Here is a 17404-nt window from a genome sequence, read left to right on the forward strand (position 1 = left end):
CGGATCAGTCGCCAAGCCGGTGCGCGTGGCCATAACGGCGCACCGCTTCGGCCAGCGTAGCGGTGTGGATGTCGACCGTATCTTCGATGGGGGTGGCGTAGCCGCCGCCCATAGTGATGGCCATCGGCACACCAAAACGATCGCACCAGTCCATCACCAGATGATCGCGTTGCGCCATCCCCGCCTTGGTCAGCCCCAGGCGGCCCAGCCGGTCACCAGCATAAGCATCGGCACCCGCCAGATAAATCACCAGATCGGGATGGTGCGCGCCGAGCAAGCCCGGCAACGTGCTCTCGAGGATGTCGAGGTAATGCTCGTCCTGGCAGCCGTCTTCCAGTTCGATATCCAGATCGCTGTGTTCTTTGCTGAACGGAAAGTTATGTGCGCCGTGGATCGATAGCGTAAACAGGCAGGGCTGGTCGGCCAGCAGGTGGGCGGTGCCGTTGCCTTGGTGGACGTCAAGGTCGATTACCATGGCGCGCCGCACCACACCTTCAGCCAGCAAGACCTTGAGCGCGACCGCGCTGTCATTGAATACACAGAAGCCGCTGCCATGATCGGCATAAGCGTGGTGGGTGCCGCCCGCCAGGCTGGCGCCGCAGCCGCTGACCAGGGCGCTGCGACAGGCTGCCAGCGTCGCCCCCACCGAGCCGCGCGACCGTTGTGGCAACTCGGGTGACCAGGGCAGACCGATTTGCTGCTGCTCGGCTTTGCTGAGCGTGCCCTGGCTAACCGCATTGATGTAGGCGGCCGTATGCGCGTGCGCCAGCTCGGCATCGCTGGCCAGCGGCGCGTCTTCAAACAAATGCGCGGCAAAGGCACTGACGGCGTCATGCAGCAGCTTGTACTTGCGCGCCGGAAAGCGATGTCCCGGCGGCAACCACAAGGGGTATTGATCGGTGCGGTAGATCTTCATGCCTGCCTCCACCTGGACCGACCTTGCGTGACAGCGTGGCCTACAAGGCGGGGATTGCCGCCAGCGGAGTCAATTGCCCATCCGCCAGTTGCAACTGCCGCTGGCAACGCTGCGCCAGATCGGTATCGTGCGTCACGATGACAAAGCTGGTGCCCAGCTCGCGGTTCAGTTCCAGCATCAAGCCAAACACATTACCGGCCGTGGTGCGGTCGAGGTTGCCGGTGGGCTCGTCGGCCAATACGCAGGCCGGATTGGTTACCAGCGCCCGTGCAATGGCGGCGCGTTGGCGCTCACCGCCGGACAACTCGCCCGGCTTGTGATGGTCGCGATGGCCTAGACCCACGCGCGCCAGCATCGCCCGGGCTTGTGCCAGCGCTTGCTCTTTGGGCATGCGACGGATCAACAAGGGCATGGCGACGTTTTCAGCGGCGGTAAATTCGGGCAGCAAATGATGAAACTGATAAACAAAGCCTAGATGCTGATTGCGCAGCGTGCCGCGCTCCGCCTCCGACAATTTCTGCGGGTCTTGCCCGAGGATGCGCAAGCTGCCGTTATCCAGGCTGTCCAGCGCGCCCAGTAAATGCAGCAAAGTGGACTTGCCCGAGCCGGACGCGCCCACAATGGCGACGGTTTCGCCTTTGGCCAGGCGGAAATCAACCGCCTGCAACACCGGGGTTTCCAGCTTGCCGCTTTGATAGGTTTTGCCGACGCCAACGGCTTCGATGACCAGTGGATTTTGAGGGTTATTCATAGCGCAAAGCCTGAGCGGGGTTGACGCGCGAGGCACGCCAGCTCGGATAAATCGTCGCCAGCAGGGCCAGCAGCAAGGAGATCAGCGCAATGCTGCTGACGTCGGTCCATTCCACCCGCGACGGCAGTTCGGTAATCAGATACACGTCGGCGGACAGAATGCGGGTATTAAACAGGCGCTCAAAGAACGGCAGGATGGTGCCTATATTGAGCGCAACCAGCACGCCGCCGATGACGCCGGTGGCTGTTCCAACAAAGCCGGATACCGCGCCTTGCACCATAAAGATCTTCATGATCGAGCCAGGCGAGGCGCCCAGCGTGCGCAGGATGGCGATATCGGCTTGCTTGTCGGTCACCACCATCACCAGCGTGGAGACCAGGTTAAAGGCGGCGACGGCCACGATCAAGGTCAGAATCAAAAACATCATGCGTTTTTCGATCTCGACCGCGCGGAAATACGTCGGGTTTTCCATGCTCCAGTCGCTGACCAGATTGTTCGGCATGGCGTTGCTCAATCCCATCGCTACATCGCGGGCCAGCAGCGGATCATCCAGCCGCAAACGCACGCCCGAAATATCGTCTCCCATGCGGAACAGCTTTTGCGCATCGCCAATATGAATCAGCGCCACGCCCGCGTCATAGGGGTAGTAATCAGCGCGGAACAAACCGACCACGGTGAACTGGCGAAAGCGCGGGATCAGCCCGGCCGGGGTAACCTGGCCATCCGGCGTGATCAGTGTGACCTTGTCGCCTGGGTGTACGCCCAGATCCGCCGCCAGTTGCCAGCCCAGCACGATGCCAAAGCCGCCCGGCACCAGATTGGTTAGCTTGCCGCCAAACACATTGCCAAGGGTGGGGCTAACGCCAGGCTCCTGCGCCGGATCAATACCACGCACTAGCGCGCCTTTGACCTGGCCACCGCTGGTCATCAAACCCTGACCGACAACGTAGGGCGCGGTGGCGACCACGTGCGGCGCCGATTTGGCCTGGGTGGCGGTGGCTTGCCAGTTGGCCAGATGGTTTTCCGGGCCGCTGATCTGCACATGCGCCGCCATCGCCAGAATGCGGTCGCGCACCTCGCTCTGAAAGCCATTCATGACCGACAGCACGATGATTAATGCGGCCACACCCAAGGCAATGCCGAGGATGGAAACGAGGGAGATAAACGAGATAAAACTATTGCGGCGCTTGGCGCGGGTGTAGCGCAAGCCGATCAGGAATTCGTACATGGGCTTCATCAATAAATAAGCCGCCCGAGTGTATCGCAAATGCGCGCGGGCCGCTGCAGCACGGCCATTCGCGCGTGCTGCGGGCAGGGGCGTCGGATCAGTATGTGGTCAGCCCATGCGCGCGGAATTGCGCTTGCACGCGCTTGATCAAGTCGCGGGACGGGGGCTGAACATCAGTAAGTTCGTAGGTCAGGCCGAGGTCAGCCCATTTGTGTTCGCCCAGCTTGTGAAAAGGCAGCACTTCTACCCGTTCCACATTGCCGAGGCTGGCGGCAAAGCGCGCGAGGTCGTCCACGTCCTCGGCGAAATCACTGAAACCCGGCAGCAACACATACCGCAGCCACACTTTTTTCTTTAGCCGCACCAGGCGTTCGGCAAACGCCAGCGTGGGCTCCACAGGTTTGCCGGTCAGGCGTTCGTGGCGTGCCGAGTTGAATTCCTTGATATCGAGTAGCACCAGATCGATGGGCTCAAACCAGGCATCATCCAGATTGCCCGACAAAAAACCCTGAGTATCCAGCGCGGTATGCAGGCGCAAATCATGTTTGGCACGGCGGAAGATTTCGCCGGTGAAATGCGCTTGCATCATCGGCTCGCCGCCGGAAATGGTCAGTCCGCCGGCGACGCGCAAAAAGCTGGCGTATTTGCCGATCTCGGCCACGATGTCATCGACGGTGTACAGCTTGCCGTTGTGCAGTTTCCAGGTGTCCGGATTGTGGCAGTACAGACAGCGGAACTGGCAGCCACTCACAAACAGCGCAAAGCGCATGCCGGGGCCGTCGACTGCGGCGCCGGTTTCAATCGAATGCACGTAACCACAGGGCAGGCCTTGCTCGTTGAACAGCGGCGGCGCAATTTCTCCAACCTTTTTCAGTTCAATGACATTCATGTGGGCTCCGGCAAGGCAGCGACCGCAATGCGGTCCGGGTTACAAGCAAAGACCGGGGTGACGCTTGCACGCCACCCCGGCCGGCACTACGGATCAGACTAACGATTTAGCAGCGTTCGTGGAATGTCCGGCTGATTACATCGAGTTGCTGCTCGCGGGTCAGTTTGACAAAGTTGACCGCATAACCCGAGACCCGCACCGTCAATTGCGGATAGTTTTCCGGATGTTCCATGGCGTCTTGCAGCGTGTCGCGGTTCAGCACGTTCATGTTCAGATGGAACAACTGATCAATCTGCGCTTTGACTGCGGAAGTGGCATCGCAGGCAGAGCCGCCACCTTCACCATGCGGCCCGAACAGGCCATCGATCGAAGCCGCCAGGGTACGCACCCGGTCTTGCTCGTTGTGGCCGAGCGCGTCCGGCGTCATCGAAGCGGTCCACGAAATCCCGTCCAGTGCCGCATCGTACGGAATCTTCGAAACCGAGAAGCCGGCAGCGATAAAGCCGTTTTCGTCGCGACCGTTCATGGGGTTGGCACCCGGCGAGAACGGAGCGCCAGCGCGGCGGCCGTCCGGCGTATTGCCGGTCTTCTTGCCGTACACCACGTTAGACGTAATCGTCAGCACCGACTGAGTAGGTGTGGCATTGCGATAGAAGGCCGGTTGCGCCTTGATCTTGCCCATCATCTGTTCGGTGATGGCGACGGCAATGGTATCGACGCGATCATCGTTATTGCCATAAGCGGGATAGCTGCCTTCGATCTTGTAATCGACAGCCAGACCGGCTTCGTTACGGATCACATGCACTTTGGCGTGCTTGATGGCCGACAGGGAATCCGCTGCCACCGACAAACCGGCAATGCCGCAAGCCATGGTGCGCAGGATGTCGCGATCATGCAGCGCCATCTCGATCCTTTCGTAGGCGTATTTGTCGTGCATGTAATGGATGCAGTTCAGCGCGGTCACGTAGGTTTTGGCCAGCCAGTCCAGCATCTTGTCGTATTTGGCTGTGACTTCGGCATAGTCGAGTACGTCGGCCTTGATCGGCTCAAAGCCTTTGGCCACCACCTTACCGGTCTTTTCATCCACGCCGCCGTTGATTGCGTACAGCAGCGCCTTGGCGACGTTTACCCGGGCACCGAAAAACTGCATTTGCTTGCCGACGGCCATGGCCGAGACGCAGCAGGCAATGGCGTAGTCATCGCCCCATTTTGGCCGCATCAGGTCATCGTTTTCGTACTGGATGGCCGAAGTGTCGATCGAGACCTTGGAGCAGAATTCCTTGAAGCCTTGCGGAAAGCTGGTCGACCACAACACGGTCAGGTTGGGTTCCGGCGCCGGGCCCAGGTTATACAGGGTATGCAATACGCGGAAACTGGTGCGCGTAACCAGCGGACGGCCGTCCATGCCAACGCCACCAATCGATTCAGTCACCCAGGTCGGATCGCCGGAGAACAGCTCGTCATATTCCGGCGTGCGCAGGAAACGCACGATGCGCAATTTCATGACCATATGGTCGATCATTTCTTGCGCTTGTTCTTCGTTCAGGCGGCCTTCCTGAATATCACGTTCGATATAGATGTCGAGGAAGGTAGAGATCCGGCCGATCGACATGGCCGCGCCGTTTTGTTCTTTAACGGCAGCCAGATAGCCGAAGTACAGCCACTGGATGGCTTCTTGCGCATTGACCGCCGGGCGGGCCAGGTCAAAGCCGTAAGACTGGCCCATGGTCTTGAGTTCAGCCAGCGCCTTGATTTGTTCGGACAGCTCTTCGCGCAGACGGATCACGTCTTCGGTGAACGGTACGTCGTCGAGCTCGGCCTTCTCGCGTTTTTTGTCCTGGATCAGGAAATCCACGCCATACAGCGCGACGCGACGGTAGTCGCCAATGATACGACCGCGGCCGTAGGCATCCGGCAGGCCGGTAATCACGCCCGAGCGACGGCAGGCCATGATTTCCGGGGTATAGGCGTCGAACACGCCCATGTTGTGATCTTTGCGATACTTGGTGAAGATTTCGGCAATCAGCGGCGATTCTTCAAAGTGATAGGCCGCCAGCGAGTTCTGCACCATGCGCAAACCACCGTTAGGCATGATGGCGCGACGCAGCGGGGCGTCGGTTTGCAGGCCGACGATGGTTTCCAGGTCTTTATTGATATAGCCCGGAGCGTGGGCGGTGATCGATGAGCCGACCTGGGCCGAGACTTCGAGCACGCCGCGTTTGCGTTCTTCTTTCAGCAGTACAGACAGTTCTTCCCACAGTTGCGTGGTGCGGGCGGTCGGGCCAGCCAGAAACTGATCGTCACCGGCATACGGTGTGTAGTTCAACTGGATAAAGTCGCGGGTGGCGACCTGCTTTTGCCAGTCGCCGGCGGTAAAGCCTCGCCAGGCGTCCTGTTGCAGATTGAGTTCCGGTGCGTTCATGTTTCGTGCTCCTGGGTGACTGTCTTATGGACAAACCGTGGGTGCGGGGCCCTTGGATCATGCTGCTTACAAGGGCTTGCGCGATTCTTGTCTGCGGGCAGAATAGCACCGGCCCGGCTGCAATTTCTCGCTAATATCTACGCCATTTTGTGAGAAGGTTTGCGGTAATTACTTGATATGAATCAAGGTATGACATTGGCGTATTTGGGCCGTTTTCCGACACCCCAACGGGTTTCCCACCACGGTTACGCGCGCAATCAACGGCAGCGCGGCCTGGCGGCCAGACTGCCTCAGCATAGAAAACCTCTTGCAGGGCGGGGGTAAATAAAAAAAGCACCGGATAACCGGTGCTTTTTGTAGCGCGCTTGCAGGCGATTACGCCCGATTTTCATCTTTTTTACAGTGTCACCGCATGTTCACGCGTGGCGTGGAACACGATGTCGGGCCAACGCTCGCGCGTTAGGTCCAGATTAACCCGGCTGGTTGCCAGATAAGCCAGGCTGTTGGCCGCGTCGCGCGCCAGGTTGTTTTCAAGCGCCCGTTCAAATTCCTGCAGCTTTTTGCTGTCCGGGCAAGTCACCCAGCGTGCGGTGTAGATGGTGATCGGCTCAAACATAGCATCAACGCCATACTCATTAGCCAGGCGGCTGGCCACCACTTCAAACTGCAGCACGCCAACCGCGCCCAGGATCAGATCGGAACCGTTCAACGGTTTGAATACCTGCACCGCACCTTCTTCACCCAGCTGCTGCAAGCCTTTTTGCAATTGCTTGATCTTGAGCGGATTGCGAATGCGCACGATGCGGAACATTTCCGGGGCAAAGTAAGGAATGCCGGTAAAGGCCAGTACTTCGCCTTCCGAGAACGAATCGCCAATCTGGATATTGCCGTGGTTAGGCAAGCCGATGATGTCGCCGGCGTAAGCTTCTTCAACCTGCTCCCGCCCTTGCGCCATAAACGTGACCACCGAGTTGGCTGCAATATCGCGGCCCAGGCGCAGATGCTTGAACTTCATGCCGCGCTCAAACTGGCCGGAACAGACGCGCAAGAAGGCAATGCGGTCGCGGTGTTTCGGGTCCATATTGGCCTGGATCTTGAAGACAAAGGCCGAGAATTTCTCTTCGGTTGGTGCCACTGCGCGTGCCGTTGCGTCGCGCTCGGCCGGGGCCGGCGCCCAATCGACCAGGGCGTTCAGAATTTCACGCACGCCAAAGTTGTTAATGGCCGAGCCAAAGAACACCGGCGTCAGCGAGCCAGCAAGAAACTGCTCCAGATCAAACGGATGCGAGGCGCCGCGCACCAGCTCCAGTTCCATCCGGGTTTGTTCAATTTCCAGCGGAAACAACTCATCCAGCCGTGGATTGTTCAGGCCTTCGATGATCTCGGTGACGTCGTTGCGGCCTTCGCCCGATTTGAACAGCAAAATCTGGTCGTTCAGGATGTGGTACACCCCGCGGAACGTCTTGCCCATGCCGATAGGCCAGGTCACCGGCGCGCAATTGATCTTGAGTACCGACTCGACTTCGTCCAGCAGTTCAAGGTTGTCGCGCACTTCCCGGTCGTATTTGTTCATGAACGTGACGATGGGGGTGTGGCGCAAGCGGCAGACATTCAGCAGCTTGATGGTTTGTTCTTCCACACCCTTGGCGGCGTCAATCACCATCAGTGCCGAATCGACGGCGGTCAGCACGCGGTAGGTATCTTCCGAGAAGTCCTGGTGGCCCGGGGTGTCGAGCAGATTGACCACGTGATCGCGGTAATCAAACTGCATCACGGATGAAGCCACCGAAATGCCGCGTTGCTTTTCGATATCCATCCAGTCGGAAGTGGCAAACTTGCCGCCCTTTTTGCCTTTGACGGTACCGGCGAGCTGAATCGCGCCCGAAAACAGCAGCAGCTTTTCAGTCAGCGTGGTTTTACCCGCATCAGGGTGCGAAATGATGGCGAACGTGCGGCGGCGGCCCACTTCGCGGATAAGGTCGGGCATGATCGATCCGGCTGGAAAAAAACGCGTAATTGTACGCGTAAACGCGGGCGGGCGTGTGACCGCCGCGCCACGCGTTGTCCCCAGGCATTTGCCGCCTTAGTGCAGCAGGTCGCGCAATACATACGGCAGGATGCCGCCGTGCTTGTAGTAATCCACCTCGATCGGCGTATCAATGCGGCACAGCACCGGAATATGCTGCTTTTGCCCGTCGGGATGGCAGATCACCAAGGTCAGGTCTTGCTGCGGCTTAAGATGTTCATCCACGCCCAGCACGGCAAACAGCTCATTGCCGGTAATGCCCAGCGATTGCACGCTGTCATTGCCTTTGAACTGCAACGGCAATACGCCCATGCCGACCAGATTGCTGCGGTGGATGCGCTCAAAGCTCTTGGCCACCACGGCTTTGATGCCCAGCAACAAGGTGCCTTTGGCCGCCCAGTCGCGGCTGGAGCCGGTGCCGTATTCCTCGCCCGCAAACACGATGGTGGGCGTGCCGCGTTCCATATACGCCTGCGCGGCGTCGTAGACGGTGGAGAGCGTGTTATCCAGCAAGGTAAAGCCACCTTCAACGCGCCCGCCGTCAGCCTTGGCCGGCAGCATCAGATTCTTGACCCGCACATTGGCAAAGGTGCCGCGGATCATCACATCGTGATTGCCACGGCGCGAGCCGTAGCTATTAAAGTCGGGCCGCGCCACCCCATGGGCGATCAGATACTGGCCAGCGGGCGTTTTCTCGCCGAACGATCCAGCCGGGCTGATGTGGTCGGTGGTGACCGAGTCACCCAGCACCAGCAGCGCGCGGGCGCCTTTGATATCGCCGATGCTGCCCGGCGTGGGGCTGAACTGGTCAAAGAACGGCGGGCGGGCGATATAGGTTGATTCCGGCCAGCTGTACACCTGACCTTGCGGTGCGGGGATGTTGTTCCACAAATCCAGGTCTTTGGTCAGATCGCTGTAGAGCGTGCGGAATACCTCGGGGTCGAGCGCAAACCTGAGCAATTCGGCCACTTCGTCACTGCTCGGCCACACATCGCGTAAATACACGGGCTGGCCATCGGTGCCGATGCCCAGCGGCTCGGTGGTCAAATCGACATTGGCGCGCCCGGCAATAGCAAACGCCACCACCAGCGGCGGGCTGGCCAGAAAATTGGCGCGGATGTTCGGGTGGATGCGTGCTTCAAAGTTGCGGTTGCCCGACAACACGGCGGCGGCCACCACATCATGCAACTGGATGGTCTCGTTGAACTCGGGCGCCAGATCGCCCGCATTGCCGATACAGGTGGTACAGCCATAGCCAGCTAGCGCGAAGCCCAGTTGCGCCAGCGGTTCCAGCAGCCCGGTACGGGTCAGATACTCCGTCACCACGCGTGATCCGGGCGCCAGACTGGTTTTGATATGCGGTTTAACGCTCAGGCCTTTCTCGACCGCCTTCTTTGCCAATAGACCTGCCGCCAGCATTACGCCGGGGTTGGAGGTATTGGTGCAACTGGTAATGGCCGCGATCAATACGTCGCCGTTGCCAATATCAATGCCGGGCTTGGCGGTGGGATAGCGCTCGGCCAGTTGTGCGGATTTCTTGTTGAAACCGTTGGCGGTGACCGGGGCGGCAAACAAGCTGTTAAAGCTGGTCTTCATGGCGGTCAGCGCGATGCGGTCTTGCGGTCGCTTCGGGCCCGCCAGACTGGGAACGATGCCATCCAGGTCCAGCTTGACCACGCGGGTGTAATCGATCTCCCCCGGCTGGGGAATGCCAAACAGATTTTGGGCTTTGAAATAGGCCTCAAATTGCGCGATCTCGACTTCGGTGCGACCCGTGCCCTGCAGATAGGCGATTGTCTTGTCGTCGACCGGAAAGAAACCCATGGTCGCGCCGTATTCGGGGGCCATATTGGCGATGGTGGCGCGGTCGGTGACAGTCAGACTGGCCGTGCCCGGGCCAAAAAATTCGACGAACTTGCCGACGACTTTTTCATGGCGCAGCAATTCGGTGACGGCCAGCACCAGATCCGTTGCGGTGACGCCCTCACGCAGGTGGCCGGATAACTCGACCCCGATCACATCAGGCGTCAAAAAATAGACCGGCTGGCCCAACATGCCTGCCTCAGCTTCGATGCCACCCACGCCCCAGCCGACGACACCCACGGCGTTGATCATGGTGGTATGGCTGTCGGTGCCAACCAGCGTATCGGGAAAGGCAATGCCGTCGCGCACTTGCACGCCACGGAACAGATATTCCAGATTCACCTGGTGCACGATGCCCACGCCCGGCGGCACCACCTTGAAGGTGTCGAAGGCCTGCATGCCCCATTTCATGAACTGGTAGCGCTCGCTGTTGCGCTGGAATTCCATTTCCATATTCTTGCGCAGCGCATCCGGTGTGCCGTAGTAATCCACTTGTACCGAGTGATCCACCACCAGGTCCACCGGCACCAGTGGTTCGATCAGTTTGGGGTTCTTGCCCAGCTTGTCCGCCACATTGCGCATGGCGGCCAGATCAGCCAGCAAAGGCACGCCGGTAAAGTCCTGCAGCACCACCCGCGCCACCACAAACGGGATCTCATCAACGCGATGGCCCGTGGGCTTCCAGTTTGCCAACTGCCGCACATGTTCTTCGGTGACCTTTTTGCCGTCGCAATTGCGCAGCACCGATTCCAGCACCAGGCGGATCGACACCGGCAAGCGGCTGATCGGGCCGATGCCCGCGGTTTCCAGCGCAGGCAGGCTGTAGTACTGCAAATGGGCGTGGGGGTCGGGCAGGGTCTTGAGCGTGTCGTGCAGAGCGTGAGGCATGGCGGGCTTCCTTATGGGTGCTTCGCGTTATCCGGTGCGTGAATGCAATACAGGCGCCCGCGTGCGAGGGCGAGGCGTGTTGCCGCTAAGGATAGAACTGCGTTGCGTAGTCCGAAAGCCAGCTTTGGCCTACATGCGCCGTAGCCGGATGGCTGGGCGCATGCGGGCCGCCAGGTGTGGTGCGCGGCGCGAGCTAGCGTTTACGCCATGGCTGCAAGCGTTGCCACGCGGCACGGGCACCCGGCGCATAACTCAGACCCAGCAGGGTTGCCGCCGCACAAGTCAGGCCGTAACTGGCCCAGATGGAAACATAAAGCGTATTGGCTAATTTTAATTCCAGCGTATGCGCAATTGCAGTTTGATAAAGCGCGCGCAATAGCAGCCAGAATATCCACCATAAACCCAGGCAAAGACTGATGCGCGCGGCAATTTGCCAGAATTGCGCGGCCGTATGATTAAACAGCCTTTTCAGAAATAGCCGAGTGCCGTCTGCAATCAATAACAAAATCAGGCATAAAGGCGGCAAGATAATTCGGAAAAAATCCGGGCTATGCGTGGGAATCAGCGCGGCCACTAAGCCGGTAACGGCGGCGAGGTGCAATTTAAACAAGGTGCGATGAGACTTGCTGTAGGGCATAAGGGCTCGTTAAGGCGTGCAGGGCGGTGCCGGCCCTGCGCAAAGCGCGGGGCAGACATGCGGGATACACGTTTTGCTTATATCAATTGGGCATGCATTCTATTGCCGATTGCCCGGTTAATTAGGATGCGAAAATTCTTAAAGAATGCGGCATTGCAGGCAATAGTTGCTTTTGACGTTGAGTCTGGCCAATTTAAAGTGGCGGCCTGCTTTGATGGCTGTCCGGATTTCCGGGCGGCTGGATATTAATTCGCAAGGTCCCGCGTTGTGCATTTAAAAAAATTAATGATTTATTGCTTGATCCGGGTGGCGGCTTTGTTCGTCCTTGGCGCCTGGGTATTGCTCACGCCACCGCCTGCCCATGCCATGTGTGCGCCCGGCGAGGTGGATTGTCTGATGCCCGTTGCCGCCAGTAGCCCCACCGCCGCCGCACCCCCAGCGCGCTTGCCGCCCGCAGTGGCGCCGGTCGCGCCCAGGCCCGCCACCCCCGGCGATTGCAATCACCCCGAACTGACATTGCAGCGCTATCTGTGCCAGACCGTGGATCAATACCTGCCGGTTTATGGTCTCGATCTGTTCAATGCCGGGGCACAAAACGGCTTTACCGCAGACGCCGTGGCCGTGCCCGCCGATTATCTGCTGGGCGTGAACGACACCTTTAATGTGCGTATCTGGGGCCAGTTGGAAGCGGACCTGGCGCTCACCGTCGATCGCACCGGCGCCGTGTTTATCCCACGCGTGGGCGCCATCCATGTGGTGGGCGTGCCGTTTGGATCGCTCAAGCGCCATCTGGATGCGGCAATCGGCAAGGTGTTTCATGATTTCGATCTGGCCGTCAGCATGGGCCAACTGAAACAACAGCAGGTGTTTGTGGTGGGTTTTGTGCGCCATCCGGGCAGCGTGAGCGTCAGTTCACTGTCCACCATCGTGAATGCCCTGTATGCCGCCGGCGGCCCCAGCGCCAATGGCAGTCTGCGCCAGGTGCAACTCAAGCGCGGCGGCGTGGTGGTACGCACGCTTGATCTGTATGAATTGCTGTTGCGCGGCGACAAGCGCGGCGATGTGATGCTGCAAGCGGGCGATGTGATTCATGTGCCGGCCGCGGGTGCGCAAGTGGCGCTACTGGGGGCGGTACGCCAGCCGGGTATCTACGAAGCCTTGCCGCAAGAAACGCTGCAGCAGTTGCTGGACATGACCGGTGGCGCCGCCACCGAAGTGCTGGACCGGCCGGTGTCGGTGGAACGCATCGAGGCGCAGCAAAAGCGTGTACTCGAGAGCGTGCCCCTGGCCGGACTGGCGAGCTATCCGCTCAAGCCGGGCGATATCGTGCGGTTTTATCATTTGTCCGGCCAGGTGGGGCAATCCGTGGCGTTGCGCGGCAATGTGGCGCAGCCGGTGCGCCGGGCGTGGGTGCCGGGCATGCACGTGAGCGATCTGATCACCAATCGCGACATGTTGCTCGACCCCGCCTTCTGGCTGCGGCGTGATCCACCGGCCCGCACGGCCAACGCCGAGGCCAGCACCTTGCGCCGCAATCTGACGGCGGCAGTGGATGAGATCAACTGGCATTACGCCACCATCGAACGGCTTGATCCGCAAACCTTAAGCCGCAAGCTGCTGCCTTTTGATCTGGCACAGGCCATCGACCATGTGCCCGCGGCCGATCTGGCGCTACAGCCGGACGATATCGTGCATGTGTTTTCGCGCGCCGATATCGAGGCCCGCAGCGATGACAAATCACGCTATGTGCGGCTGGAAGGCGAAGTCGCCGTGCCGGGTATCTATGAAGTGCGGCCGGGCGAAACGCTACGCGATCTGGTCGCGCGTATTGGCGGCCTGAGCCAGCGCGGCTGGTTGTATGCCGCCGAATTCACCCGTCCCAGCATCCAGCAACAGCAACAACGCGAACTTGATCGCATGCTGGATGAGCTGAATATGCAAAACCAGCGCCAGTCGGCCGAACAAACCGCCGCCGCCAGTGCGGATAGCAACACGGCAGCCGAAGCCCGCGTGCAACAGCAAGCCAACGAACAAATGTTGCGGCGCCTGGCAACGCAAAAGGCCACCGGCCGCATTGTGTTAGGCGTTGCCGCCGATGCCAGCGCCTTGCAAGCCTTGCCGGCCCTGCCGCTGGAAGATGGCGATCGCTTTTACGTGCCGCCGCTGCCGTCGACGGTGGCCGTCGTGGGCGAGGTGTATAACCGCCACGGCGCGTTCGCCTTCGATCAGGGCAAGCAGATTGGCGATTACCTGGCACTGGCCGGCGGTGCCACCGAGCAGGCTGACCACGGCCAGATGTATGTAGTGCGCGCCGACGGCAGCGTAGTCAGCGCGGCGCAACGGCGCTGGCCGGGCAAGCTGGGCGCCCTGGCGGCGCTGCCCGGCGACACCCTGATCGTGCCCACCCGACTGGTCCAGCCGGGCACCACACGGCTGGTGCTGGACTGGACGCGCATCTTGTCCAATTTTGCGCTGGGCGCGGTCGCGATCAAGGTGTTGGGCGAATGAGCGCGGTCCACGAAAACGGCGAAATCGACCTGCTGCAGCTGCTGACGCGCATGGGCGAACACAAACGCTTGATGGGGCTGACCTTTGGCCTGATCAGTGCGCTGGCGCTGGTGTATGCGATCTTTGCCGCTGACCGCTATCAGGCCCGCGCCGCCATCATGCCGCCGCAGCCACGGCCGGGCGCGGGCGCCTTGTTATTCCAGATGAACAAAGATCCGGTGATGCCCGATGCGGTGATGGGGCTGAAAAATCCGAACGATCTGTACGTGGGCATGCTGACCAGCCAGTCCGTAGCGCGACGGCTGGTGCAGCGCTTTGCGTTGCGCCAGCACTATCAGGTCAAGCTGGAAAGCCAGGCCATCCGCCTGATGCTGGCCGCGGCCGATATCAAGGCCACCAACGACGGGCTGATCCAGGTCTGGTTTACCGATAAAGATCCGACCTTTGCCGCGCAAATGGCGAATGGCTTCGTTGATGAACTGAGTTCGGTCAGCCAGTTGCTGGCGCAAGAAGAAGCGGCGCATCGGCGCGAGTTCTTTGACAGCCAGCTGCGTCAGGCGCGGGCCGAATTGAGTGGGGCGGAAAGCGCGATGCGAGAGCTGCAGGAAAGCACCGGGCTGTTACGCCCCGCCGTGCAAGCCGATGCCACCTTGTCGGCCATAGCCAGTCTGCGGGCGCAGGTGGCCAGCAAATCGGTAGAACTGGCCGGGCTTAAACGCGCCGGCACCGAGCAGAACCCGCTGGTGCAGCGCGCACGTGCCGAGCTGAATGGCTTGCGCCAGCAATTGCTGCAGATGTCGCAATTCGATCCGGAACAAGTGGTGTTGTCCCGTCGCCGCGTGCCCGCGCTGGCGCAGGCCTTTGAAGGCCAGCAACGCGAGCTGAGCCAGCAAGAGACCATCTACCAGACGCTGATGCAGCAATACAAGCTGGCCCGCATCGATGAGGCGATGGCAGTGGCGCCGTTGCAGGTACTGGATGTGGCGGTGCCTCCGGATACACCCACCGCGCCCCGGCGGCTTCTGGTGGTGTTGGTCGGGCTGGTCGGCGGCTTGCTGGCGGCCTTGTTTGTCGGCTGTATCGCCGCAGTCTGGCGCCACACCGTAATGCAACAAAGCGGCTGGCCCGCGCTGGTGCGGACCTGGTGGCCTGCGCGCAAACGCAAGGGAGCAAACTCATGAGTGCAATTTTTGTAGCAGCCGCTGGATTGCTGGGCAGTTTGCTGGCAACCGGGGTATTGATTGCGTCGCAACGTTGGCATCAGGCCTTCAGTGCGGATTGCCAGATGCACGGCAAACAGAAATTCCACGCGCGCGCGGTCCCCCGCATTGGCGGCGTGGGCGTGGCGCTGGGTATGGTGCTGGCCACGCTGCTGGCGTGCGGGATCAGCCAGGACGTGGCGGGGGATCTGGCTTTGCTGCTGCTGGCCAGCGTGCCTGCGTTTGGCGTGGGCGTGGCCGAAGACTTGTGCAAGCGTATGCGACCGGCCTGGCGCATGCTCGGCATCATGCTGGCGGCGGCGCTGGCCATCTGGTTGCTGGATGCGCAACTAACGCGGCTGGGCATCACGCGGCTGGATACGCTGATGGAGATCAACGCGCTGGCCGCGCTGGTTACTGTGGTGGCGGTGGCCGGTGTATCCAATGCGGTCAATATCATCGACGGTTACAACGGCCTGGCTGCAGGCGTGGCTTGCCTGATCTGCGCCGGGCTGGCTTATGTCAGCTGGCGGGTGGGTGACGCGCTGGTGTTGTATGCCAGCGTGGCCTTGCTGGCCGCAGTGCTGGGATTTATGTACTGGAATTTTCCGCGCGGCGCGATTTTTCTGGGGGACGGCGGCGCCTATTTTATCGGCTTTATGCTGGCCGAACTGGCGGTGCTGCTGCTGGCGCGCAATCCACGCGTCTCGGTGTGGTATCCGCTGGTGCTGTGCGCTTATCCGGTAGTGGAAACGTTGTTCTCGGTTTATCGCAAAAAGTTTGTGCGTGGCATGTCGCCGGGGCAGCCCGATGGCGCGCACATGCATATGCTGATCTACAAGCGTTTGCTGCGGCAGCACGCGCATGCGCACGCTGTCGATATCAAAACCCAGCGCAATGCGCGCACTTCAATTTATCTATGGGGCTTGGCGGCCAGCGCCAGTTTGCCGGCGATGTTGTTCTGGGATGTTGATGAGGTACTACGGGTTTTGTTTGCCGCGTTCTGCCTGTTTTATGTCTGGCTGTATCGTGCCATCGTGCGCTTTCATCGGCCGGGCTGGCTGATGTTGCCCGCGCGGCCCAGCGATAGCGCACTACCGCCACCAGAAGAACATCTGCGCTAACGCTGTTGTTCCAGCCAGTGACAAAACGCGCCTATGGCAGGCTCATCCATCAGCAGGCGCGGTACCACCCAGCAATAGCCGCGCACGGTGGCCAACGGCCCGGGTAGCGGCGCGACCAGACGCCCGGCATCGATTTCGGCCTGCATCATGGGCAGGGGGCCCAGCGTCACCCCGAGCCCTTCCATCGCGGCTTGCAGCGTCAGATAAAAATGATCGAATTGCTGGGTGGCGGCCGGTTTCAGATCAGGCATGCCCGCCAGCGTCAGCCAGCGCTGCCAGGCGGTGGGACGGGTGTCCGCGTAGAGCAGGGTATGCGCCGCCAGGTCGGCGGGGCGCGCCAATGGCAATTGCGCCAGCAAGCGGGGGCTGCACAGCGGCAGTTCGGTTTCTTGTAGAAACGGCTTGGCGACGTAACCCGGCCAATCGGCCGGGCCACGGCGAATGGCGACATCAAACGGCGTTTCGACGCGGCCGATATCCCGATCAGAAGTCATTAAACGCAATTCGACATCCGGATGGCGCGCGCGAAAATCCTTGAGTCGCGGCATCAACCAATGCATGGCCAGCGTCGGCGTCGAGTTGATCACCAGGCGGCGTTGCTGGTCAGGCTGCAACAGCTCGGCGGTGGCGTTGGAGATAATATCCAGTCCATCCTGCACCTGCACCAGGTAGCGCCAACCCGCGTCTGTCAGACGAACGCGGCCACCGGCACGCTCAAACAGGCGCGCGCCGAGCCAGTCTTCCAGTTGTCTGATCTGCTTGCTCACAGCACCATGGGTGACGAACATCTCATCGGCCGCGGCCGAAAAGCTTTCCAGCCTTGCGGCCGACTCGAATGCGCGCAGCGCGTTTAATGGGGGGAGGGTAAGCGGCATGCTGTGAGTATATCTCACAGTGTCTGTGGCGATTACTCGTTTGTAGGCGGATGGCGCACGCGGTATCCTGCCTGGCAT

At 60.4% G+C, this 17404-nt stretch carries 12 protein-coding genes; 3 read left to right on the plus strand and 9 right to left on the minus strand.

From position 1 onward, the window contains the following. Positions 1 to 4 precede the first annotated feature (4 nt). The 8 genes from ACYQ1A_RS06850 to ACYQ1A_RS06885 all read right to left on the minus strand — a co-directional run bounded on the left by ACYQ1A_RS06850 (position 5) and on the right by ACYQ1A_RS06885 (position 11584). Complete coding sequence (locus tag ACYQ1A_RS06850; RefSeq protein ID WP_499361230.1) at positions 5 to 916, minus strand: histone deacetylase family protein; 912 nt, start codon at positions 914 to 916, stop codon at positions 5 to 7. Between the two features lie 40 nt (positions 917 to 956). After that, the gene (gene lolD / locus ACYQ1A_RS06855) at positions 957 to 1667 is read right to left on the minus strand and encodes a lipoprotein-releasing ABC transporter ATP-binding protein LolD (protein WP_062223878.1); all 711 of its coding nucleotides are present in this window, start codon (positions 1665 to 1667) and stop codon (positions 957 to 959) included. Further along, positions 1660 to 2895: a lipoprotein-releasing ABC transporter permease subunit gene (locus ACYQ1A_RS06860; protein WP_499361232.1), complete on the minus strand. Its 1236-nt coding sequence runs from the start codon at positions 2893 to 2895 to the stop codon at positions 1660 to 1662. The genes lolD and ACYQ1A_RS06860 overlap by 8 nt, the downstream gene beginning before the upstream one ends. Before the next feature lie 97 nt (positions 2896 to 2992). Continuing rightward, entirely contained in the window at positions 2993 to 3784 is a 792-nt protein-coding gene (gene pflA, locus ACYQ1A_RS06865) for a pyruvate formate-lyase-activating protein (protein WP_499361234.1), read from the minus strand. A 106-nt stretch (positions 3785 to 3890) separates the two neighbouring features. Then, positions 3891 to 6206 carry a formate C-acetyltransferase gene (gene pflB / locus ACYQ1A_RS06870; RefSeq protein WP_499361236.1) on the minus strand — a complete coding sequence of 772 codons (2316 nt, stop codon included), beginning with the start codon at positions 6204 to 6206 and terminating at the stop codon, positions 3891 to 3893. A gap of 397 nt (positions 6207 to 6603) precedes the next feature. Then, a complete protein-coding gene (locus ACYQ1A_RS06875) occupies positions 6604 to 8193 on the minus strand; it encodes a peptide chain release factor 3 (RefSeq protein ID WP_499361238.1) in 1590 nt (529 codons plus the stop codon). A 96-nt stretch (positions 8194 to 8289) separates the two neighbouring features. Then, positions 8290 to 10983 (minus strand): aconitate hydratase AcnA, encoded by a 2694-nt coding sequence (acnA, locus tag ACYQ1A_RS06880; protein WP_499361240.1) that lies wholly within the window; start codon positions 10981 to 10983, stop codon positions 8290 to 8292. 193 nt (positions 10984 to 11176) lie between these two features. Next, positions 11177 to 11584, minus strand: coding sequence for a hypothetical protein (locus tag ACYQ1A_RS06885; protein WP_499361242.1), 408 nt, complete (start codon positions 11582 to 11584; stop codon positions 11177 to 11179). A 432-nt stretch (positions 11585 to 12016) separates the two neighbouring features. On the opposite strand from ACYQ1A_RS06885, the gene ACYQ1A_RS06890 reads away from it, so the two are divergent. The 3 genes from ACYQ1A_RS06890 to ACYQ1A_RS06900 are packed head-to-tail and all read left to right on the plus strand — an operon-like array spanning position 12017 to position 16451. Further along, on the plus strand, positions 12017 to 14128 hold the full coding sequence (locus ACYQ1A_RS06890) for an SLBB domain-containing protein (RefSeq protein WP_499361243.1): 2112 nt from the start codon (positions 12017 to 12019) through the stop codon (positions 14126 to 14128). After that, positions 14125 to 15309, plus strand: coding sequence for a GumC family protein (locus tag ACYQ1A_RS06895; protein WP_499361245.1), 1185 nt, complete (start codon positions 14125 to 14127; stop codon positions 15307 to 15309). Before ACYQ1A_RS06890 ends, ACYQ1A_RS06895 begins: the two co-directional genes overlap by 4 nt. Then, positions 15306 to 16451: an MraY family glycosyltransferase gene (locus tag ACYQ1A_RS06900; RefSeq protein ID WP_499361247.1), complete on the plus strand. Its 1146-nt coding sequence runs from the start codon at positions 15306 to 15308 to the stop codon at positions 16449 to 16451. The genes ACYQ1A_RS06895 and ACYQ1A_RS06900 overlap by 4 nt, the downstream gene beginning before the upstream one ends. On the opposite strand, the gene gcvA is transcribed toward ACYQ1A_RS06900, so the two are convergent. Then, positions 16448 to 17326, minus strand: a complete 879-nt coding sequence (gene gcvA, locus ACYQ1A_RS06905; RefSeq protein ID WP_499361248.1) for a transcriptional regulator GcvA — start codon at positions 17324 to 17326, stop codon at positions 16448 to 16450. The two genes, ACYQ1A_RS06900 and gcvA, sit on opposite strands and share 4 nt — an antisense overlap. Positions 17327 to 17404 lie beyond the last annotated feature (78 nt).

It is taken from the genome of Silvimonas sp. JCM 19000 (assembly GCF_054652575.1).